General features: G+C 42.7%; 16 protein-coding genes and 1 pseudogene. 13 read left to right on the top strand and 4 right to left on the bottom strand.

Annotation, left to right across the window (positions count from 1 at the left end; translation table 11 throughout):
* Window positions 1–96: 96 nt before the first annotated feature.
* The 3 genes from HWQ44_RS07025 to HWQ44_RS07035 all read right to left on the bottom strand — a co-directional run bounded on the left by HWQ44_RS07025 (window position 97) and on the right by HWQ44_RS07035 (window position 5321).
* Window positions 97–3690 carry a DUF4912 domain-containing protein gene (locus HWQ44_RS07025; RefSeq protein ID WP_292716751.1) on the bottom strand — a complete coding sequence of 1198 codons (3594 nt, stop codon included), beginning with the start codon at window positions 3688–3690 and terminating at the stop codon, window positions 97–99.
* Window positions 3638–3760 (bottom strand): hypothetical protein, encoded by a 123-nt coding sequence (locus HWQ44_RS07030; RefSeq protein ID WP_292716754.1) that lies wholly within the window; start codon window positions 3758–3760, stop codon window positions 3638–3640. The genes HWQ44_RS07025 and HWQ44_RS07030 overlap by 53 nt, the downstream gene beginning before the upstream one ends.
* Window positions 3761–4214: 454 nt before the next feature.
* Window positions 4215–5321, bottom strand: coding sequence for a precorrin-8X methylmutase (locus HWQ44_RS07035; RefSeq protein WP_292716756.1), 1107 nt, complete (start codon window positions 5319–5321; stop codon window positions 4215–4217).
* Window positions 5322–6000: 679 nt separating this feature from the next.
* Here HWQ44_RS07035 and HWQ44_RS07040 point away from each other — a divergent pair.
* The 11 genes and pseudogenes from HWQ44_RS07040 to HWQ44_RS07090 all read left to right on the top strand — a co-directional run bounded on the left by HWQ44_RS07040 (window position 6001) and on the right by HWQ44_RS07090 (window position 19608).
* Window positions 6001–6189, top strand: coding sequence for a hypothetical protein (locus tag HWQ44_RS07040; RefSeq protein WP_292716759.1), 189 nt, complete (start codon window positions 6001–6003; stop codon window positions 6187–6189).
* 736 nt (window positions 6190–6925) lie between these two features.
* Window positions 6926–7213: a hypothetical protein gene (locus HWQ44_RS07045; protein WP_292716761.1), complete on the top strand. Its 288-nt coding sequence runs from the start codon at window positions 6926–6928 to the stop codon at window positions 7211–7213.
* A 511-nt stretch (window positions 7214–7724) separates the two neighbouring features.
* Window positions 7725–7991: a hypothetical protein gene (locus HWQ44_RS07050; RefSeq protein WP_292716763.1), complete on the top strand. Its 267-nt coding sequence runs from the start codon at window positions 7725–7727 to the stop codon at window positions 7989–7991.
* 61 nt (window positions 7992–8052) lie between these two features.
* A complete protein-coding gene (locus tag HWQ44_RS07055; RefSeq protein WP_292716765.1) occupies window positions 8053–8322 on the top strand; it encodes a hypothetical protein in 270 nt (89 codons plus the stop codon).
* Window positions 8323–8380: 58 nt separating this feature from the next.
* The gene (locus tag HWQ44_RS07060) at window positions 8381–8653 is read left to right on the top strand and encodes a hypothetical protein (protein WP_292716768.1); all 273 of its coding nucleotides are present in this window, start codon (window positions 8381–8383) and stop codon (window positions 8651–8653) included.
* Window positions 8654–9163: 510 nt separating this feature from the next.
* A complete protein-coding gene (locus HWQ44_RS07065; protein ID WP_292716769.1) occupies window positions 9164–9406 on the top strand; it encodes a hypothetical protein in 243 nt (80 codons plus the stop codon).
* 521 nt (window positions 9407–9927) lie between these two features.
* Window positions 9928–11367, top strand: a complete 1440-nt coding sequence (locus HWQ44_RS07070) for an NHLP bacteriocin system secretion protein (RefSeq protein WP_292716772.1) — start codon at window positions 9928–9930, stop codon at window positions 11365–11367.
* 155 nt (window positions 11368–11522) lie between these two features.
* Window positions 11523–11876: a hypothetical protein gene (locus tag HWQ44_RS07075; RefSeq protein ID WP_292716775.1), complete on the top strand. Its 354-nt coding sequence runs from the start codon at window positions 11523–11525 to the stop codon at window positions 11874–11876.
* Between the two features lie 142 nt (window positions 11877–12018).
* Window positions 12019–14280 (top strand): annotated as a pseudogene (locus HWQ44_RS07080) (NHLP family bacteriocin export ABC transporter peptidase/permease/ATPase subunit); the annotation flags it as partial.
* Between the two features lie 114 nt (window positions 14281–14394).
* Window positions 14395–17328 carry an NHLP bacteriocin export ABC transporter permease/ATPase subunit gene (locus HWQ44_RS07085; RefSeq protein WP_292716803.1) on the top strand — a complete coding sequence of 978 codons (2934 nt, stop codon included), beginning with the start codon at window positions 14395–14397 and terminating at the stop codon, window positions 17326–17328.
* 372 nt (window positions 17329–17700) lie between these two features.
* Window positions 17701–19608 carry a heavy metal translocating P-type ATPase gene (locus tag HWQ44_RS07090; RefSeq protein WP_292716777.1) on the top strand — a complete coding sequence of 636 codons (1908 nt, stop codon included), beginning with the start codon at window positions 17701–17703 and terminating at the stop codon, window positions 19606–19608.
* Between the two features lie 91 nt (window positions 19609–19699).
* On the opposite strand, the gene HWQ44_RS07095 is transcribed toward HWQ44_RS07090, so the two are convergent.
* A complete protein-coding gene (locus tag HWQ44_RS07095; RefSeq protein ID WP_292716780.1) occupies window positions 19700–20266 on the bottom strand; it encodes a PadR family transcriptional regulator in 567 nt (188 codons plus the stop codon).
* 268 nt (window positions 20267–20534) lie between these two features.
* Here HWQ44_RS07095 and HWQ44_RS07100 point away from each other — a divergent pair, with 268 nt between their 5' ends.
* Both HWQ44_RS07100 and HWQ44_RS07105 read left to right on the top strand, forming a co-directional pair.
* Entirely contained in the window at window positions 20535–20948 is a 414-nt protein-coding gene (locus HWQ44_RS07100) for a hypothetical protein (RefSeq protein WP_292716783.1), read from the top strand.
* Window positions 20949–21162: 214 nt separating this feature from the next.
* A complete protein-coding gene (locus HWQ44_RS07105) occupies window positions 21163–22137 on the top strand; it encodes a DNA polymerase III subunit delta' (RefSeq protein WP_292716786.1) in 975 nt (324 codons plus the stop codon).
* Window positions 22138–22282: the final 145 nt, after the last annotated feature.

Raw genomic sequence — 22282 nt, forward strand, 5'->3', positions numbered from 1 at the left:
TTCTCCAGCAAGAACTGCCTTCCTCGATAAAATCCCCTCTCCCCATTTCCCCCTAAAAGGGGAGAACCGGGTTAGAGGGGATAACTCAGGGTAATGTTAGCTTTCGGAAGTTTCCTGGGAGAACTTCTTATGGATAGTTCTTGTGGATTCCCCATCAGCAGCTACCGTTATGAGATAGTCCATTAAACCATCTGAAAAAGGAAGACGTAAGTGGAAAGTACCATCGGGTTTGATTTTGATGGTATGACCACCAATATTTACGTTTGTATTTGGTTCGGTTGCTCCGTGAATAATCAACTCAGCATCTGCCACAAACCAAAAATCTCCGTGGGGACGACTGAAGACCCGAACGTTAGGGGAACGGGCTATGAGTAACCAGGGTAGTTTACCGCCGTAGGCATGACTATCAGCGATATAGCCAATTTCAACTATGTAGTCGCGATCGCTCACGGGAATAGCCACAAAGCGATCGCGTGCTACCTCTTCACATTCATATTGCTGTACAAGCTGCGGACTTTGATAACTCAAGTCAATGCCAGTTACATCGTAGAGTCGCACTACCAGTTGTGAAGCACCCTGTTGTTGCAGCGCTTCGGACTGAGTTTTGGAAATGTGCCAAGAGACATAAGCCCATTTGGGAGTGCGGGGTGTGAGGACAATACTGCTCTCTTCTTCAGGGATCTCTTCTTCAGGGATTTCTGCTTCTACATTTGCCCAGCCAATAGCTGTTTCGCTTGTTAAGGCGACATTTTCAACTGGAGAAACTGTAGAATCTGTTGTGGGATCTGGATTAACAGGACTGAAGACACGAACGATCGCCGAATGGGCGATGAATAACCAGTGATCGCCATCAGCGACATAGCCAATTTCTGCTATGTAGTCGCGATCGCTGATGGGAATTTCCACAAAGCGATCGTGTGCTGTCTCTTCACATTCGTACTGCTGGACAAACTGAGGACTTTGATAACTCAGGTCTATGCCAGTCACATCGTATAGCCGCACTACCAATTGAGAGCCGCCCTGTTGTTGCAGTTCTGCTTTCTTGGTTTCGGAAATCTCCCAAGAGACTTCAGCCCATTGCCAAGTGCGGGGTGTGAGCAAAATACTGCTCTCTTCTTCACCGATCTCTTTTTGGGCATCTACCAAGTCAATATCTGTTTCATCCGCGTTCGCCACAGGATCAACTATGGGATCTGGATTAACAGGACTGAAGACACGAACAATCCCTGAACGGGCAATAAATAACCAGCGGTCGCCATCAGCAGCATAGCCAATTTCAGCTATGTAGTCGCGATCGGTGACGGGAATATCCACCAGCCCATCGTCTGCTGTCTCTTCACATTCATACTGCTTTAGAAGGTGAGGAATTTGATAACTCAGGTCAATGCCAGTCACATCGTAGAGCCGCACTACCAATTGATAGCCGCCCTGTTGCCGCAGTGCTGCTTTCTTGGCTTCGGAAATCTCCCAAGAGACATGAGCCGATGTATAAGTATGTGGTGTAAGCACAATACTGCTCTGTTCATCTACATCTACCAAACCAATAGCTGTTTCGGCTGCGATTGGCTCATGATCAACTGTAGTATCAGTTTCTCTTTGGGGATTTGATGCCCAAGTGCTAGCCCAGGCTCCCATCCCTGCACCTGCTGCTAAAGCCCCAATGGCGGCAAAATCTGTAGAGTCAGTTTCAGCAACACCTTCCCCAATAGTCGGCTCTGCTGGAGATTCTTCCTCTAGCAAATTGACAGGGGGTTCGGCTGCATCTGCTACCACGTTCAACAAATCGTCTGGCAATTCTGGCAAATCGAGCAGTGAAGATGTTTGTGCCGTTGATGGTTCCACATCGGCTGCCACTTCTTCAGACTCTGGTAAGGGCAATTCATCTACTGAGTCTGTATCTTCAGTTGAGGTAATACTATCTAGCCAGTTCAATTCTGCCTGAAGTTCCTCATCCATCTGATCTTCATCAATTGCTGTGTCCCAATATCCAAAATCAGATGTGACTTCTGGCACATCTGGTAATTCTGGGAGTGGGGCTGTCACGTCAGATGAAGGCAGTTGCACATCAGATGCCTCTTCTGGAATATTATTAGCCAGGTGAGGGTATGAAGTATTGACTACAGCTGCTGGGGCTTCTATATCCCATGCAACTTCATCAGACTCAGGATGATTTGTCTCTGGATAATTATTTAGCTCAATTGTCTCATCAATGGCGTCTGTTTCTGTTTCCTTGTTGGTAAAGGCAGACCAGGTAGCCGCGCCGATGCCCGTTGCTAGAGCCGCACCACCGGTTAAAGCGGCGGCTCCCAAGTTGTTATTTTCTGACGATCCATTAGCTACGCTCGATGTGCCTTCATAGAGGTTAGAGGTACCATTAGTTGTCTCTTTTACTAAATTTGATGTTCCCTGAGTAGCATTCTGGGTCAGGTCAGATTGTGTTTGAGCATAGATGTTGAAAGGAGTGCGATCGGGGTTTTCTTGCTCTTGGAAGTGCGATACTGCCTGCTCCTCAGGCATCGCTCCATTCAGGGAGGAAACTGTGCTGGCATCTAGCACCGTCGTTTCTGTATCTTCTGTGCTGGGTGGATGAGGATTTGATTCTGGTAAGTTGTCTGTTTTCTCAGTAGATAATGGGCGTTTTCCTAGAGTCCACCATAGTAACCCTCCAGCTACAGCCAGAAAAAATACTGGTAGCAGCAACCAAATTGGTGTTTCTTTGTTTACAATGGGGCTATTTTGTGCAGGAGCAGCCACAAAGGGCTGTTCGCCAAATGCAGAAGTAGTCGCATTAGGGGAAGGCGTAGCAACTGGTGTCGTCTGGGCACTGGGAGAAGGCGTAACAGCAGGTTGTAATACGCTGGTTGCGATCGCTTCTGCTTCAGCAGTTCTACCTTGTTCTATAGCCCGCTGTCCTGGAGGTGCTAGGGTATAGCCGAGAAAATCAACTATGGTTAAGCTGGGATTTTTTTTGTAAACGTAAACTAAAGGTTGCGAGAAGGGATATCTAGCATCATCTGGCAAAGCTTGATGTAATTGCAGAACTCGCACACCTTTCAACTTGGATACCTGATTAGCTAGCACGTAGCTGATACCGTCTTTGCCCAGTTGTTTGATGATTTCTGCGGTATTATCCTCAGTTACTTGGGTCGCATTAGACCCTGTAGCAAAGTCAGCAGTTTTGAAGGCTGGATAAGTACGAAAAGTATCGCGAGTTTCACTCGTGTTAGGGTGATCGATTAACCGAATCTTCCCTGAAGTCCCTCCCAATTGTGACCAATTTGTAATTTGTCCCCGGAAAATCCGGGCAAATTGCTTACTGGTCAAACTTCCTTTGAAAGGACTATCTGCACCAACCACGATCGCAATCTTCTCACGGCGCAAGCGAACTTGCTCTAGTCCTTGGGCTTTTTCTGCTGGCGTTAACCCACGCCCCATTGCTACGATGTCGACTTTGCCATCTAGCAAATCTTTCAGTGCCGTATTAGTGCCGTTAGCAGCAACTTCAACCTTTGTGCCGGCAAACTGTTTTTCAAAACTTTCTTTCAGGCTTTGGTTAATTGCACCCAAGCTACTGGAACCGTCAATCCGCACTGTTGATCCATTCTGCACTGTTTGTGGCAGTGGAAAAGTGGTAGCTTCAGGTGTAGATTGTGCCAGCATCGGTGCTGATACCACCAGAGTTGCTGCCATCGGGGTTGTAGCTAAAGCAACCCATAATACCAGCCTGAGTATCGAAGTATCTTTTTTTTCTTGTTGCCACATATGCCCCTTAATTAAAGTAAAAAATAGAAAGCCTGCCAGTCCTAAATCGCGATCTTTTTTAGAGATTATGGAGGAGACGGGCTAATTATACATCTGAGTTATCTTTAGTTCTAATTACTTCCAAGCACTTATACTTATTTATACTTCGCTGTAGCTTGTATAGCATGATAATTTATACTCTAATTGCCAAAGTCTGTTTACTATAAATTCTTCTAAGTTATATTGCAACTTATACCAAGTTGGTAGCTTATGGCCACAATTATGAATTATTGAATTACTAAAACTGGTAAAGTGTAGCAAATTCAATATTATTTAACAATATTATTTTCAGTAGTGCTGAGTTTGAGTGCTGAGTTATGAGTGCTGAGTGCTGAGTAAAAATTCCAGTTTCTAGAACATTTTCATACAAGGCTTTTGAAACTCGTTTCATTAAGACTGGCTTAAGTGAATACTTATTTGAGATAACAATGACAATCTGGCTTATCAATCAGTGACTCCACCAAGGCATTTAGAGCAGTTGCAGCTAAAGCACCACCTCCCAAAGTCCCTTCAACTGTAATATAAGGTATCCCTTGTTGCATCAGTTGTCGCTTGGCTGCGGGAGCATGGCTAAAGCCAATGGGCATTCCAATTACTAATGCAGGCTGAATTTTCTGGTTGCTAACCGCTTCACAAGCTTCCAGAAGTACTGAGGGAGCATAACCAACTACCAGCACACAACCATTACTTACTTGCTGCAATTTTGATCGCCATTCTCGATGTTGCCAAAAGGCCAGTTCTGCTTCTGTGGCGGTGGTAATATGGGGGTTATCAATCAAGGTTTCGGTGCGGCATCCCAAGTGCAGTAATCGGGTTTGATCTAAAGCAGCAGCAACCGTTTGGGTATCGACAACAATTTGACAGCTTGAAGATAGGGCTTCTCGACTAGCTGCGATCGCATCTCGACTCAATTTGATAAAGGACACCAAACTGACATCGCCACAAGCCAAAACCAATTGAGAAATTAAATGCTGTTCAATTTCCGAACGCTGAGACAAATCAGGTAGTAAGCGTTGTAGCGATTCGGTAAAAGCTTCTGAATGAGTATGAATTTCAGCATCCAAGCCACTCCAGAGATTTTCCAATCCTCCCAATCCAGCTTGAGTTTCGACATCGAGTAACTTCAGTTGTGCCAAAACTTCCGCTTGGATAATTTGACAATGGCGATCGCGCCCCAATAATCCTTCTAATGCTGATGCAGTTTGCCGCAGTTGAGAAATTTGTTGCATCACCGCGCGATATTGCTGCTGGAGTTGTCCCATGAGGTTAACGGTTGTATCGGCTTCTGGTTCCACTTCCAAAATATTACGGATATGGTTTAGCTGAAAACCTTGCTGCTTGAGTGCGACAATCCGTTGCAACCGGAGGACATCTTTTTTGGTATAGAGACGGTAATTGCTGCGCGATCGCACTGGTTGCGGTAACAGTCCCAATTGATGGTAATGGCGCACCATTCGCGGAGTCAAACCGCCGCCAACTGCATCGGTGAGTTCTTTGATAGTTAAGCAACCAGCGTTCATGATTTACTCCAACAACGGCAAAATTCTTTTTTCTTGAGAGCGTAACCGCACTTTTCACCCATCTAAGCAGACCAGTTTGGAGGGGACAAGTCCACTTTTTTACATAGTTATGGACAGTATTCGTATAAATACTGCGTAGGTTTTGCCTAAAAAAGCACTCCGGGGTAGGTTGGGTTGAGGAACGAAACCCAACATTTTGCGGGGTTGTTGGGTAACGCATTGCCTCAATCCAACCTACGAATATTCAAAACCTACGCAGTATTGGCATTCGTATGGCCTCTCTATTCGCTAGTTACCATCGCGAATATTTTCCCCTTCCTTTTATCTTCTCGCCAAATAGTGATGCTCTCCTGTGTAAGTAACTTGTACAGAACTTTGTCTGTAGATTTATGGTCTTACACAAAAACTCAAAAACTCAAAATATATTAACTAAATGATCAATATTTTATATAAAACATCTTCCTTTGGTATGATATTTGTGTGATTTTATTAGGTATTTGACATCGTGAAAACATTAGTAAGAAAAGTAGGAAAAGTAGGAAAAGTAAGAAAAGTGGGTTAAGTAGTAAAAGTAGGAAAAGTGGGATCTTTTGTATAAACTGTTGACAAGCTTTTAGATAAATTGATATTTATAAGTACATCCAAGGCACAAATGCCTACGTACTTTCCGGAGAAAATTATGACTAACGTTAATGGTTTGACACAACTCACCAATCAAGAAGCTATTTTGGAAGAAATTAACGAGGAAGAATTAGAGGGAGTAGTGGGAGGAGCAGGATTGCTTTCAAGTTTAGTCTTCCCACTGCTTAATTTCGTTGCCACTACGGTCGTAGCTGTCGAGGATTTATTAGTTCCACCAGCTGCCTAGTAATTGAACTGCTCAATTCGACGAAGTAAAGTGTAAGAAGTGTAATTTCTAAGATATTAGGTGAATTTGAGCCAACCAATATCATAATCTTAAGGTGATTATTGAGAGCTAAATAAAGGTAGGGAACCAGCTATCATAAAAAGATTAGCCCGTAAAGGCTGTAATTTTTATGAAAGTTTGTTGATTGAAGAGAGTACTACAAATTCATCTTCGTTTTTGTTCAACCAATACCTAGTATAACTCCAATTATACACTCCTGATTGTTTAGTAAAATAGCCAGAAGTCAGAATATTCTGACTTCTGAATTTTCTCATGCCACTTCTGTATTCACAAAGAACCTATTTGTACCAGAAGTTTTAATTGAGATTGAAGATTTGAGATTTTAGTGGTTCAGTGCCGTAATAAAGATGCGTGATACTGCAAACATCAACAGGCGTTTGGCAAGTATCGAATGAATATTTTCACCACAGCCTTTATTGAGAGTTTACTTTCGTCGGATGGCAAAGACTAGCCGACAATCTTTTCTCATTAAAATTGTAGTTTTAAGTTTGTATATCGAACAAACATTAATAATGCAACTATAGAAATTTAGAGAAGTAAAAACTAAAAAATTATAAAAATAAGTTATTTGTAAAAAGTAAGAGATTCTTTATAATCTGTTGACAAATTATTAAATAAACTGTTATTTGTAAATACATCTTAGACACAAAATGTCTGCATACTTCTGGAGGAATTTATGGCTAATGTCAATCAAGTGAGTTTTAAATCTACCTGTAATCACAAAGTTATTGTAGAGGAATTGATAGACAGTGAATTAAAAGAAATAGTAGGAGGAACTATTGTTGTGGATTCTTCATCACAGATAACTGTAAGTTCAACTGATGGAAATGATGCTATTATTCAAGACTCCAGTCAGGAAGTTGTAAATTTGAAGAATAAGCAAAGAACACGCAGAAAAAGAATATTTACGCTTGTAAATGGAGTGAGAGAAATAATAGATTCAACAGTGACTTCAGCTATTTAGCATTCACAATAACACAAATTAAACTCACGATTTATGTACCCAATTGAAGGTACGTATCCCCAACTTCTAAAGAAGTTGGGGATATTATTTATGAATAATTTGATATGTTACCTGTTGCCTATTTCGCAAGGATTTGTAATACCTATAGTAACTTTTAAAAAACTTGATTTTTAGATATAGCTTATACTTATCCTAGCTTTATTGATTTGAATTAATGCCAATATTTGATAATTCTTAAAAGACTAATCTTTGAAAACATTTTTATGAACTTTATCATTTCTTTATATAAATTTCTTTCAAGAACCTGTATTATTTAAACATGGTGAAATTGCAAAACAAACCAAAAACAAATGTAGTTATGCACATTAGATTAGTGTGTTTTAACAGCAAGTTTGATAATAAAAATCATCAGATGTTTATTATTTAAAGCATCTAACTATTTTTATTATTTGGTTAAGTAGAACAAAGATTTCACTGTTCCAAAACCATTTTGTACAAAGAAGGAAAATTTATGTCAGTTGTAACACTTGAACAACAAACAGTCGCAGTTATGACCGAGTTAGCTGATGAAGAAATCAGTGGAATTGTTGGAGGAGGATACAAATCAATTTTCAAGCCCGAAACTAAGATCAAGTCTGAAGCCGAAGGTAAAAATGTAATATCAACCATTCAAGTTGGTAACGCATATGCAACTGGTGGTGGAGATGCTGTTGTTAAGCAAGATTCATACAGCGAGATTAATAACAGCAAAAACAAAGTGAGAATTTTTGGCTATTAATAAGTTATCTCTCTAGTCCGCTCTGCTTTGACTTATCACATTAACAAAGGAAGGAAAATTTATGTCAGTTGTAACACTTGAACAACAAACAGTCGCAGTTATGACCGAGTTAGCTGATGAAGAAATCAGTGGAATTGTTGGAGGAGGATACAAATCAATTTTCAAGCCCGAAACTAAGATCAAGTCTGAAGCCGAAGGTAAAAACGTAATCTCAACCATTCAAGTTGGTAACGCATATGCAACTGGTGGAGGAAATGCCATTGTTAAGCAAAGTTCGTATGGCGAGATTAATAACAGCAAAAACGATGTGAAAATTTGGGGTGGTTACTAGGTTATCTCTCTAGTACGCTCTACCTTGAGTTATAACCTCAACAAAGGAAGGAAAATTTATGTCAGTTGTAACACTTGAACAACAAACACTCGTAGTTATGACCGAATTAGCTGATGAAGAAATCAGTGAAATCGTTGGAGGAACCTACGAAAGTCTAGCTTTCAAGAGCAGGACTAAGGTTGATGTTAAAGTCAAAGGTGGAAACGTAATAACATCGGTTCAAGTTGGTAACGCACTTGCAACTGGTGGAGGAAAGGCTGTTGTTGAGCAAAACTCATATAACGAGATTAATAACAGCAAAAACAATGTGAAAACTTGGGGTGGTTACTAGGTTATCTCTCTAGTACACTCTGCCTTGAGTTATCACCTCAACAAAAGTCACTTTAACAGTTTGTATTGCCAAAAAATTTTCCATCATGATTTGTATTATCACTACAAATCAAAACATCACTAAGCTATTAAGTATGCAAGTTACACATTATTTCGTTAAGTCATTTATAAATCAGTAGTCCTTCGCCAATTGCTACGAACAACTGACAAAGGACTACAGATGACCTTTACGAATAAGTGTACAGACATCTTATAACGTAGTGGTCTGACTATTTCTGGCATTACAACTTACGACAACATTACACAAACATTGGCGGGTGTAAGCCGGATAATGTGAAAGGCCAAAGATAAGCGACCAATCATTATTATTCCCTACTTCTTACCTACCCGTCAATGTTTTCGTATCAAGATTACAGAATCGTTACTTTAACGGAAGTTACTGTAATTTTTGGTTAAGTGACTGAAAAAATTTTGCTAGACCATACTCGTTTTGTAGACGGAAGGATTTGTTATGTCTAACATCACTCTTGAACAAGAAGAGCTTGCAGTTATTACAGAGTTGGATGACGAAAAAACGGTTGCCCTCGTAGGAGGAATTTCTTGGAAACCACCACTAAAATGGCCGAAACCACCAAGACCTGAGCAACCGGAATCTTACCCACCTAAAGGCTATGGTGCTTTGATAAACCTAAAGATTGATCTTGATGTTGATCTTGATCTTAATCTTGGCAAGCTTCTTGGTGGCCTGTTGTAAATTGCACATTTTTCGTTAAGGCTATCATTAATTCAGTGTTTAGATGTCAGTTAATATCTGACATCTGAACAAAGGATAGAAAGCGACGCTTACGGCTAAGTAGACTTTTCACGAGTTCTGTAAACTCTGTTTGATACTAGGGTGTAAAGGTGTACAAGGGATTGATTATTTACGTTTAAGTAAAAGTGTTTTCCCTAAACCTTTACACCCTTTTTTAAATGCTGTAAAAAGTTGGCTGGATTTCTACTGAATTTATAAGTAAAGGCTTCTTCGCTGAGAATTAAATTCATGTATGAAAGATCAAAGATTTAACAATGTTTAATTTTTAATTTTCCGACTTCTCATAAGATGATATGATAGTTTAACTTCTATTTCTGAGCATTAATACTGTCAAATAAGCAAACAATTGTATTGCTTATTTGATATTTAGGCTTGCAACTGCCAGTGATTGCAGCAGCAGTATTGTACTCACTCAAAACTGTTTTTTGTTTTCATTCCCATAGAGATTGGGACGGTGTTCGGTGATTAATCAAAAAAACGACCTGTTCCGCAAAGAAGCTTTAGAGCGTGCTTCTTCGCCTGAAGAACTAGATCAAATTATGCAGGTAGTCAGCCCGAAAAAGTGGCTACCTCTAGTTGCTGTTGGTTCGTTGGTGGCAACGGGGCTGACTTGGAGTTTTTTAGGTCGAATCCCAATTACGGTGACGGGTACTGGAATCATAGTCTATCCCAGTACAATTACCTCATTCCAGTCACCGATCGCAGGTAAATTGCGAACAATCAACGTCCGAGTTGGCGACTATGTAAATAGAGGAGATGTGCTGGCGACGCTAGACCAAAGCGAACTGATGAAACAGCTACAACTAGTCCGCTCTAAATTAGGGCAACTACAAACAGAAGATCGTGCTGTGAGCTTAGTCCAAGTACAACGGCAAAATGCAGACAAAGAAGCGATTAAACAACAACGCCAATCTTTGCAGCAAAACCTCCAGGCGGTACAGAAACTCACCCCAATTTTAAGAGAGAAAGGGCTAAATTCGATTCAACGCGATCGCGCCAACCAAACCCAAAGCTTACAAGCACTGCGGGATCTCTTACCTACCTTCAAACAGAGATTGACCAACCGCCAGCAGCTATTGCAGGAGGGAGCAATTTCTGGCGATACAGTTTTACAGTCACAGCAAGACTACTTAAATGCTGTGACACAAATTAATGAAGCCGAATCACAAATCAAACAACTCGATGTCAAAGAAGCAGATGCCCAACGACAATACTTAGAGAATTTGAACTCAATTAAAGATTTGCAAGCGCAGTTAAAGCAACTAGATAGTAAAGAAGCGACAGCCGCGCAACAAGACTTAGAAACTGTAACCAACCGCAAAAAAGAAATTCAGGAAGTCCAGCGGAATATTGTGCAATTAGCACTGCAACTATCGAGCAACAGCTTAGTCAAGAGCAGTTACTCTGGACGAATTTTAGAAATCTCCGCAAGTCCTGGACAGGTTGTTTTACAGGGTACACCCATAGGAGCGATCGCTGCACAAAAGCGATCGGCTCAACCTGTGAGTGTGGCATTTTTTCCCGTTGGTGATGGTAAGCAAATTCAGCCAGGGATGAAGTTACAAGTTACACCTAGTACAGTGCAACGCGAACGCTTTGGTGGCATCATCGGTGCTGTCACAGATGTGTCAGCTTTTCCCGTGACTAAAGAAGGTGCATTAAGTGTAGTAGGCAATTCCGAATTTGTGGAAGCTTTGATGTCACAAGGGCCACAGATGCTAATTACTGCGCGACTGCAACCAGACAATTCGACCTTTAGCAATTACAAATGGTCTTCTTCCCAAGGGCCACAGATGAAAGTCACTTCTGGAACGACTACCTCAGTCCAAGTCACTGTGGAAGAACGCGCCCCGATTACTTTTGTTCTACCGATTCTAAGATCCTGGAGTGGCATTTCGTGATATTGGCAATGAGAGGAATGAGGAAGAAATTATTAAAAATTTTACCCATCGAATCAATCTTGACGCTGTACTAGAGTGCGGAAATTACTTAAATAAGAATGCATTTTGGCGTACTGAGAAAACAATGTATCTAATTATCTGCGGAAAACACTAAAATGAATACGCGATCTACTGAAATGAGAAGGCATTCAGGCATTTTGCTTGCGGAAAACACCAAAATGAATAAACGATCTCTTGAAATGAGAAAGCAATATGTCTTTTTGCTTGCTGAATCTACTGAAATGAGTCCGCGATTTACTGAAATGAGAAAGCATTTAGGCAAAATGAGAAAGCAATATGCCTTTTTGCTTGCTGAATCTACTGAAATGAGAAAGCATTTAAGCAAAATGAGAAAGCAATATACCTTTTTGCTTATTAATTTGGCTTACAGCTATTTTCAGGTAAATAGACCACGTGGTAGGGGCACAGCATTGCTGTGCCCTTACGACAGATGTGGTTCAAATACATAAAAACTGCTGTAATCAATACAATCAAGACTTCCGAAGGGAACAGTAGTGTAATACAGCAATTTTAGTCATGTTGAAAAATAGCTAAAAATTTATGTTTAAACGCTTAAATTAAGCCAAAGTCCAAGTTTTAAAAAATATTTTTATGTTCTGGCGAAATCTGCAAAATATATTAGGGCGCTTGCGTAAAAACAAGCGGTGTCATACTCCTACTCTGCTGCAAATGGAGGTAGTAGAATGCGGCGCTGCTGCTTTGGGAATTATTCTCGGTTATTACAATCGCATTGTCCCATTGACAGAACTAAGACAAGCGTGTGGTGTCTCGCGGGATGGAGTTAGTGCCTTAAATATCTTGAAGGCTGCCAGAAATTATCGACTCAGCGCTAAAAGCTTTAAAACCAACTTAGCTGGCTTATTGCAGTTAAAATTTCCCTACATTGTATTTTGGAACTTTAACCATTTTTTAGTAGTAGAAGGAATCGGCAAACAGCGAGTTTATCTCAATGACCCTGCTACTGGACGGCGCATCGTCTCCTTAGAAGAATTCAGCGGCGCATACACGGGTGTGGTGCTAGTTTTAGAGCCTAGTTCCGAGTTCCAGCAAGGAGGACGCAAGCCCAGCACAATCTTAGCTTTGTGGTCGCGGTTGCGAGGCTCCATTGGCGCATTACTTTACTGCGTGCTGGCAGGATTTTTGTTAGTAATTCCGGGACTGGCGCTACCTGCATTCTCCCAGGTATTTGTAGACAACGTATTGATTGAGCATCGGTATGAGTGGTTGCGTCCCCTAATTTTAGGCATGATCTTTACAGCCGGACTCAGTGGATTTTTGACGCTGCTACAGTTGCAGTTTTTGCGTCAAATGAAAATTAAATTGTCCGTGGGCATGGAGAGTAAATTTCTCTGGCACATTTTACGCCTACCCATGAGTTTTTACGATCAGCGGTATGCTGGGGAAATCAGTAGCCGTATGCAACTCAACGACAGCATCGCTAATATGCTTTCTGGTGAATTAGCGACTACAGCGATCGCAACAGTATCAGTATTTATATATGTAGTGGTGATGCTGCAATATGATGTTGTACTAACTTTAATTGCGATCGCCTTTGTCATTATCAACCTTGCCGCTTTACAGTGGGTAAGAGGGCGGCGCATAGATGCCAATATCAAACTCATCCAAGAAGAGGGAAAAGTTCGCGGCGTAGAAATTTCTGGTCTTCAGAGTATGGAGACGCTAAAAGCATCTGGATTAGAGTCAGATTTCTTCTCCCGTTGGGCGGGTCACTATGCCAAAGCCATTAACACCCAGCAGGAATTAGAGGAAACAAACCAGACAATAGGTATTTTACCATCTTTTCTGTCAGCGATCGCTTCGATGCTGCTTTTAGCTGTAGGCGGTTTGCGAGTCATGGATGGAGCCTTGAGCATCGGCATGTTAATAGCCTTTCTCGGCATGATGCAAAGGTTTTTTGCCCCAGTAAGTAATCTCATCAGCCTGGGGAGCCAACTCCAAGAGATGGAAGGTAATCTGACTCGCCTTGATGATGTCTTATGTAACCCTATTGACCGGCAGTTGCAGCAGGGAGGCAGGGAGGCAGGGGAGCAGGGGAGCAGGGGAGCAGGGAAGAAAGAGGACAATTGCAATCTTTCCCCTCTGCCCCTCTGCCCCTCTGCCCCCTTGCCCAAACTCCAGGGGTATGTTGAATTACGCAATGTGACATTTGGCTATAGCCAAATTGCCCCGCCGTTAATTGAAAATTTTAATCTTTTGCTCAAGCCAGGGCAGCGAGTTGCCTTGGTGGGTGGGAGTGGTTCTGGTAAGTCTACTGTTGCCAAACTTTTATGTGGACTTTACGAACCGTGGCAGGGAGAAATTCGATTCGACGGCAAATCTAGAGAGCAAATTTCTCGCCAGGTACTAGCCAATTCTATTTCTGTTGTAGAGCAAGAGATTTTGTTATTTGCTGGCAGCGTCAGAGACAACTTGACGCTTTGGGATACTACCATACCTGACAGTCATCTTGTCCGAGCTTGTCAAGACGCAGCGCTTCACGATGTAATCCTTTCACTGCCTGGAGGCTATCATGCTGACCTTTTGGAAGGTGCTACTAATTTGAGTGGTGGTCAGCGACAGCGGCTAGAAATTGCCCGTGCTTTGGTGAATAATCCCAGTATCCTAATCATGGATGAGGCCACCAGCGCCCTGGATGCCGAAACAGAAAAGACCGTCAGTCGTAATCTGCGGTTGCGCGGTTGCACTTGCATCATCGTGGCGCATCGACTCTCAACTATCCGAGATTGTGATGAAATTATTGTCCTCGATCGCGGCAAGATAGTCCAACGGGGAAGCCATGAAGAATTGCAGCAAGTTGAAGGGCCGTATTTACAATTAATTCGCAGTGAGGGAGCAGGGGAGCAGGGGAGCAGGGGAGCAGGGGAGGCAGGGGAGGCAGGGGAGGCAGGGGAAGAAAATACTTCCTTGTCTTTGTCTTCCTTGTTTCTCTCATCTCCCTCATCCCTCTTGTCCTTCGCAAATCTCAAAGGACAACACTATCGTTTTCAATGCAATGAATCGCTACTGCTAAATGACCCAGAGACAATTTGGCTGGTAAAATCTGGTTATTTGGCGCTATTTGCGATCGCAGTCAATGATGGCATTCCAGAAGGCACTCGTCGCTATTTATTTAGTAGCACAGCCGGACAGGCGATGTTTGCGATTGCACCAAGTTTAGCGGGTAAGCAGCAAGAGGTTTTAGCAGTGTCGCTGGAGGAGACAGAAATTCTCAAAGTATCCAGAGCAGACTTTAACCAGTTGTTTGCTGACGCTAATAAAGAAGTAGTGTTTTTGATAGAACGCTGGATTGATCAATTAAGTTTGGTAATTGCTGGTATCACTACGCCAACGACACCAACATCGCTGCCAAAAATCCGCCAGTTCTCCTTAGTCGAAGACCAAATCTTCCAGCCACATCAAATATCGTGGGTGCAAATTCTCCAAGGACGTGCTAAATGGATGGGGTTTGCAGAATTGCCGTTAACTCCTGCCTCTGGAATATTGCCTTTAGCTGCAAATATGTGGTTACAAGCAAATAACACTGTGGAGTTGAAAAGTGTTAACACCGCAGAAATCGCAGATATCAATTCCCTGTTAGGTGGTTTGTCCCAACTACAAACCTACTTCCTCCACTGCATTAATCTCCTACAACGCCAGGAGATGGATGCAGAATTACTAAGATTTCAAGCCAGAGAACGTCTTGAAAGCCAAGTGATGCAAGAGACGTTAGCAGAATTAGCATCTGTATTGCCACAGCCAAAGTCAGACGGGCTAAATAATAGTTTAGGATTCAGTAGTAATCTTGATGCAACTGACCCAAATCAAGCCTTACTAATTGCTGCTGGTGCTGTGGGACGAGCATTAGGAATTAAAATTTGTCCGCCAGCTGCCTCAGAAGATTCTAATCGAGTCCAAGATCCTGTAGAAGCGATCGCTCGTGCTTCGCGTATCCGCGTGCGGCGGATTCAGTTGCGGGACAATTGGTGGCAAAAGGATTGCGGGGCGATGTTGGCATTTACGCTTGCCGATAAACAACCAGTGGCACTATTACCAGTGTCTGATACACGTTACAAACTCTACGTTCCTGGGGAACAAAGGACTATCTCTGTCGATGCACGCATAGCAGCAGTCCTAGCTAAGACTGCCTACGCATTCTATCGACCTTTACCTGATAAAAAGCTGAAAACTTTTGATTTACTTCAGTTTGCTCTCCAAGGACATTACAAGGAACTAATTATAGTTTTAGTAATGGGAATTACCATCAGTCTGTTAGGAATGCTAACACCTCAAGCTACGGCTATCCTGATCGATAAAGCGATCCCAGATGCTAATCGAGGCTTGTTGAGCCAAATTGCTGTTGGTTTAGTGGCTGCTGCCTTTGGTGGAACGCTGTTTCAATTAGCCCTTGGGTTTGCCACAATTAGGCTGGAAACTTTTGCCGATTCCTCCACCCAAGCCGCAGTGTGGGATCGATTATTAAACTTGAAGGTTTCCTTTTTTCGCTCTTTCTCAGTTGGTGACTTGGATTCTAGAGTCACGGCTATTACTCAAATTCGCCAGCGACTGGGTAACACAGTCTTAAAAACAATTTTCTCCAGTTTGTTCTCACTACTAAATTTGGGATTGTTATTTTACTACAATGTTTCCTTAGCTCTCATAGCTTGTGCAGTGGCACTGGTAAATATTGCCGTCACTATCATCTCTGGTACTCTGATTGTCCGTAAAGTTCGCCCATTACTAGAGTTACAAGGACAAATTTTTGGCGTGATGGTGCAGTTAATTAATGGAGTTGCCAAACTCCGAGTCGCCAAAGCTGAAGCCCGCGCTTTTGCCTACTGGGGTAAACAGTATACACATCAACTGAAATTAATGCTGAGTACCCAAGGCATTGAAGACAGCCTCGCGGTGATCAATCAAGTATTACCTGTGTTAACCACTGCTGCTCTCTTCTGGTTTGCTACTAGCTTAATTGGGCAATCCCAAACTCCTGGAGGAGGTGGTTTATCCACTGGCACTTTCTTAGCATTCAACGTTGCTTTTGGCACGTTTATTAATGGAGCCACTAGCTTAAGCAGCACAGTTGTGGAAGTTTTGCAAGTCTTACCCTTGTGGCAACGGGCCCAACCAATTTTGCAAGCTGAACCAGAAATTAGTTCTGCTCAAGCAGATCCGGGTAGGCTATCGGGTAAATTAGTTGTAGACCGGGTAACTTTCCGCTATCGCGATGATGGCCCCTTGACGTTGGATAATGTCAACATTCGGGCTGAACCAGGAGAATTTATTGCCATTGTTGGGCCTTCTGGCAGCGGTAAATCAACTTTATTAAGGTTACTTTTGGGGTTTGAATTCCCGAAATCTGGCACGATTTACTACGACGGACAAGACTTAGCTTCTTTGGATGTCCATGCTGTACGCCGTCAATTGGGTGTGGTACTGCAAAATAGTCGGTTGATGTCAGCCTCTATTTTCGAGAATATTGCCAGTGGTGCTTTGGTGACGATGGACGAAGCTTGGTCAGCAGCCCAGATGGCAGGTTTTGCAGATGATGTTGCAGCAATGCCCATGCAGATGCATACAATCGTCAGTGAGGGAGGTAGTAATCTTTCTGGTGGACAACGACAACGGCTGTTGATTGCTAGAGCGTTGGTGTTGAAACCCCGGATTTTGCTATTCGATGAGGCGACTAGCGCTTTAGATAACAGAACCCAGGCAATTGTTAGTGAAAGTTTACAACAGCTAAAGGTAACTAGGGTTGCGATCGCTCATCGCCTCAGTACTATTCAAAACGCTGATCGAATTTACGTACTTGCAAATGGCAAAGTAGTGCAGCAGGGTAGTTTCGTTGAACTAGGAAATCAATCAGGGCTATTTGCACAACTCATGATGCAACAGTTGCTTTAACTGAGTATTGGGAAAATTTCTTCAGATTAAAAAGTGATAAAAACCAATCAATCTGGAGAAATCGTTCTATTTACCCACATTCCGCTTTTAAAAAACCCTCCAATAATACATTTAGACCGCAGGGGGCAGGGGGAGGCAGGGGAGGCAGGGGAGCAGGGGAGCAGGGGAGGCAGGGGAGTAGGGGAGGCGGGGAGAAAGAGGTTTTCCTGACTTTTGCACGGATGCGGTAATCATAAGTAATTAACCGGACTTGATATCACACAGATAAAAATTTAACTCTGCGTACCTCTGCTTTTCAAAATCATTATAAACCTTGACATTAACATTAATGTCAAGGTTTAGCGTGAGAGAGTCCTTGTAAATTCACCTCTCATGCTCTACCCCCAACGTTTGGGCCAATTCACCAGAGAACACGCAGATACCGTAGCTGCACTTTTGTGTGGATTCCTATTATTTCTCGGATGGTTCGCCTTGCATCTCGGTTGGTTGGGGTTGGCATTCCTGCTGCTACCTGCTGCTTATATAATTGGTGGTTACGAAAGTGCGCGGGAGGGATTGACTACCCTCTTCAAAGAAAAGGAACTTGATGTAGATTTGCTGATGATTGTCGCTGCCATTGGTGCTGCTAGCCTCGGCTTATGGCGAAGAGAATATCATCTAATTATTGATGGGGCAATTTTGATTCTGATCTTTGCCATCAGTGGCGCATTAGAAGGCTATGCAATGGCGCGAACTGAGCGGAGTATCCGCAGTTTAATGAGCTTGACGCCAGATACAGCAAGGGTTTTACATCAGGGAAGGGAAGAGGAAATTCCTATCAATCAGCTAAAAGTGGGTGATGAGATTGTCGTCAAACCTGGAGAGCTAATTCCCACTGATGGGATAATTTTATCTGGTTACAGCACCCTCAATCAAGCTGCAATTACAGGCGAGTCTTTACCTGTAGAGAAAACAGTGGGCGCAGAAGTATTTGCTGGTACACTCAACGGCTATGGTGCATTGCAAATTAAAGTACACAAACCAGCCCAAAGTAGTTTAATCCAGCGGGTGATTCGTTTGGTAGAACAGGCGCAGACAGAAGCACCACCTTCGCAAGAATTTATCGATCGCTTTGAGAAAGGATATGCCAAAGTTATTGTAGTCGCTGGGATATTACTGGCAACTTTACCGCCATTCCTCTGGGGTTGGGATTGGGAAACAACGATTTATCGCGCTCTTACCTTCCTTGTGGTGGCTTCTCCCTGTGCGCTGATGGCTGCAATTATGCCCACCCTGCTGTCGGGAATTGCCAATGGTGCAAGACAGGGGATTTTGTTTAAGAATGGGGCGCAGTTGGAGAAGATTGGCAAAGTCCGAGCGATCGCATTTGATAAAACTGGTACTCTCACAACCGGACAGGTGCAGGTATTCCAAATAATTTCCGTTAGTGAATACACTACAGATGATGTATTAAAAACTGCTGCTAGTGTAGAATCATCTTCCGAACATCCCATCGGGAAGGCAATTGTACAGGCGGCTAGGGATTTAAATTGGGTTGGTGCAATCGAAGTGCAAGCCTTACCTGGACAGGGAATTGTTGGAATTGCTCAAGAACAACAGGTAATTGTTGGGAATGCCATTTTTGTGCAGCAGTATGTGACAAATTTACCTGAAGAATTGCAAGAACTAGTTAAATCTTGGGAGCAAGAGGGTAAAACTGTGGTTTGGGTAGCACGGGGAGCAGAGGTGATGGGTGTAATTGCGATCGCAGATGAAGTAAGATCGCAAGCAGCCGCAACCATTAACCGGTTAAAGAAACTGGGAGTTGAACAAATTGTCATGTTAACCGGGGATAATCAGGAAACTGCTCACAGTGTCGCCAAAGCAGTCGGAATTGATCGGGTTTATGCTCAACTTCTACCAGAAGATAAGCTAGATGTTATCCGCCGTCTACAGCAACAATATCAAATGGTTGCAATGGTGGGTGATGGAATTAATGATGCACCAGCCTTAGCCCAAGCATCTGTAGGTATAGCGATGGGAGTGTCTGGTAGTGATGTGGCATTGGAAACCGCAGATATAGTACTGATGGCAGACAGGTTAGAAAAAATTGCTGTAGCGATACATTTGGGCAGGCGATCGCAACTCATCGTAAAGCAAAATATAGTCGTAGCGTTGGGTTTCATTATATTGCTTATACTAGGCAACTTTTTGGGAAATATTAACTTACCCATCGGCGTTATTGGCCATGAAGGTTCTACAGTGTTAGTTACCCTCAGTGGACTAAGATTACTGAAATAAGACAGGACGAAAATAGTAGAGCAGGGTAATAACCGCATAATTCTTAATTACGAATTACGAATTATCACAAGAGCTTTAGTGCTGGAAAGCGTCAAAGAATCTGGTAATGTGATGGATATGGCTTTTGCTGACTGATAAGTGCGATCGCGATCTTCAACCAATCAATGTAAGTCTGTTCTCTTCGGATCACCAACTCCAGCACGAGCCTTTGCATTACCTGCTCACGGTTAGCAGATTCATCACCCAGTGATGGCAAATCGATGGTTTCACATTCAGTAAGCTTTTTGCTTCGAGCCGCCAATTGTTGCTCCAGTAGGTGAATGATGGTTTCATTCGACAACTGATCTGCAAAATGTAACTGGACTAGCATTGGTTCTCGTACAGTCGGTAAAGGCTGATGAATCCCCAGCCATCGGGCGAATTCGGCTTTTCCTGGCTCCGTCACACTGTAGACTTTGCGGTTGGGGCGATCGTGCTGAATCTCAATCGTGCAGTTAATCCAGCCTTGCTCAACTAGCTTATCGAGAGTTCTGTAAATTTGTGCCTGGTCTGCTGGCCACAAATGGGCAATGCATTGATCAAAGCAGCTGGTTTTGAGGTCGTAACCAGTCATTTCTTGCTGCTGAAGAAGACCTAGAATTACATTGGCTAGCGACATGAAGACGGTTTTCCCATAATTGATATTTTCTCGATTGGTTCTACACTATGTACTTCTTATAAGTTTATGCTAATATATGATTAATCCAATATAAGATATAACAGTTAAAAAAACATGTTGATTATAATGCTTCTTAGCAAGGAAACCAAATACATAAAAAACTTCACTCACAAGAGCATCGGGCATGGAGAACAATTACCAATGCCCAATGCTTAGAAATTATTTAAGCGATTGAAGACTATTATTTGTAACGAGAGGATGGGTAACATTGACTTCTAACACACTTACACTCAGAATACGTCAACATCAATATCTGCGTGATTTACGAAACAAATTACTCGACCTTCACAAGATGTTGCTGGAGACAGAACGCATTGCCTACGAGCAGGTTAGTGGAAGAGTATCAAGCGGAGAACTTCTTCAACTCGTCATTGCTCATGAACAATTTGCTTGGCTACATCGCATTTCTGAAGTAGTTGTGCAAGTTGATGAAATGCTCGAAGCAGATGAACCAATATTGCTAGACAATTTCCAAAAGTTGATTGCTGATGTCCGCACGCTGATTGTACCCTTAGAAACCGGCAATACCTTCGAGAGAAAGTATTACAACGCTCTCCAGAACGAACCTGGTGCTGTGTTGGCACATGCGGAGATATCCAGATTTCTCACGTCTAAGGTTTAAGGGTAAAGAATTTCCATCAAAGCTACCATTATTTACCCAAGGAGTGTTGAGTAAAAGAGTAAGAATCATACTCAGCCAACAAAATGAAACCCAACAAAATCAAGGATTAAAGGTAGGTTGGGGAGCCACTGCGTTGGGCGGCTATGCCGACTTGTAGCACGTGGCGTTTGAGGAACAAAACCCAACCTACCTTTAACGACTAATGCAATGACTAATGACTAATGACCCATTTGCGCCAGTTGTAGCACAACAGCAAGCCATAGAATTACTTACTCAGGCTGTCAGACAAAACCGGGTTCCTCCAGCCTACCTATTTGTGGGGCCAGATGGTGTAGGCAGGAGTTTAGCAGCCAGGTGTTTTGTGGAATTGCTATTTTCTAGTGGGATGGGAGTTACTGCGTCTTTACAAAACCGTCTGCGTCAAGGCAATCATCCAGCCTTATTGTGGGTGCAACCAACGTACCAACACCAAGGACAACGATTAACAGCAGCAGAAGCAGTCGAGAAAGGACTGAAGCGTAAAGCACCACCTGTAATTCGACTAGAGCAAATTCGAGAAATTACCGAGTTTCTAAGTCGTCCACCCTTGGAAGCGCCGAGGAATGTGGTGGTGCTGGAGGAAGCCCAAACAATGGCTGAAGCCGCAGCCAATGCTTTACTTAAAACCTTGGAAGAACCGGGACAGGCGACGTTAATTTTAATTGTACCTACACCTGAGTCTGTATTGCCGACTTTGGTATCACGCTGTCAACGCATTCCTTTTTATCGCTTAGATACACAGTCTTTGGCTATTGTACTTACACAAACAGGTCATCAAGAAATTTTGCAAAGTCAGGCAGTTTTGAGCATAGCAGCTGGTAGTGCGGGAAGTGCGATCGCATCTTATGAGCAATTACAAGCTATTCCTGATGAATTACTTGAAGACTTGAAAAAAGCGCCTAAATCCTACCGTAACGCCTTGGAGTTAGCCAAAAAAATTGATAAAGATTTAGATACAGAAGCACAATTGTGGTTAGTTGATTATCTTCAGCAATTTTACTGGCAGCAGTGGCATCAACCTAGTATAATTAACCAACTAGAACAATCTCGAAAATACTTGCTTTCTTATGCTCAACCCCGGCTAGTTTGGGAATGTCTGCTTATATCTGTGTATCAAAAATCAAATTCTATTTATCCTACTCATCGCTGAGTGCGATTGTATTTCTATAGTTCCTCATAAAAGTCTCAGTACAATATTTAATTAATTCGTAGCGAAATAAATTAAGTAAAACTCTGCGTTCCTACCCTGCGGCAAGGCATTCGCGTAGCGTCTCGTAGAGAAGCGCCTATGCATT

It is taken from the genome of Nostoc sp. JL34 (assembly GCF_017114945.1).
Taxonomy (GTDB): domain Bacteria; phylum Cyanobacteriota; class Cyanobacteriia; order Cyanobacteriales; family Nostocaceae; genus Nostoc.

What these genes read in the sequence shown, in the direction of transcription:
- HWQ44_RS07025 (WP_292716751.1), bottom strand. Translation starts at nt 3,690, where the DNA reads ATGGCAGCAACTCTGGTGGTATCAGCACCGATGCTGGCACAATCTACA.
- HWQ44_RS07035 (WP_292716756.1), bottom strand. Translation starts at nt 5,321, where the DNA reads ATGAACGCTGGTTGCTTAACTATCAAAGAACTCACCGATGCAGTTGGC.
- HWQ44_RS07040 (WP_292716759.1), top strand. Translation starts at nt 6,001, where the DNA reads ATGACTAACGTTAATGGTTTGACACAACTCACCAATCAAGAAGCTATT.
- HWQ44_RS07045 (WP_292716761.1), top strand. Translation starts at nt 6,926, where the DNA reads ATGGCTAATGTCAATCAAGTGAGTTTTAAATCTACCTGTAATCACAAA.
- HWQ44_RS07050 (WP_292716763.1), top strand. Translation starts at nt 7,725, where the DNA reads ATGTCAGTTGTAACACTTGAACAACAAACAGTCGCAGTTATGACCGAG.
- HWQ44_RS07055 (WP_292716765.1), top strand. Translation starts at nt 8,053, where the DNA reads ATGTCAGTTGTAACACTTGAACAACAAACAGTCGCAGTTATGACCGAG.
- HWQ44_RS07060 (WP_292716768.1), top strand. Translation starts at nt 8,381, where the DNA reads ATGTCAGTTGTAACACTTGAACAACAAACACTCGTAGTTATGACCGAA.
- HWQ44_RS07065 (WP_292716769.1), top strand. Translation starts at nt 9,164, where the DNA reads ATGTCTAACATCACTCTTGAACAAGAAGAGCTTGCAGTTATTACAGAG.
- HWQ44_RS07075 (WP_292716775.1), top strand. Translation starts at nt 11,523, where the DNA reads ATGAATACGCGATCTACTGAAATGAGAAGGCATTCAGGCATTTTGCTT.
- HWQ44_RS07090 (WP_292716777.1), top strand. Translation starts at nt 17,701, where the DNA reads ATGCTCTACCCCCAACGTTTGGGCCAATTCACCAGAGAACACGCAGAT.
- HWQ44_RS07095 (WP_292716780.1), bottom strand. Translation starts at nt 20,266, where the DNA reads ATGTCGCTAGCCAATGTAATTCTAGGTCTTCTTCAGCAGCAAGAAATG.
- HWQ44_RS07105 (WP_292716786.1), top strand. Translation starts at nt 21,163, where the DNA reads ATGACTAATGACCCATTTGCGCCAGTTGTAGCACAACAGCAAGCCATA.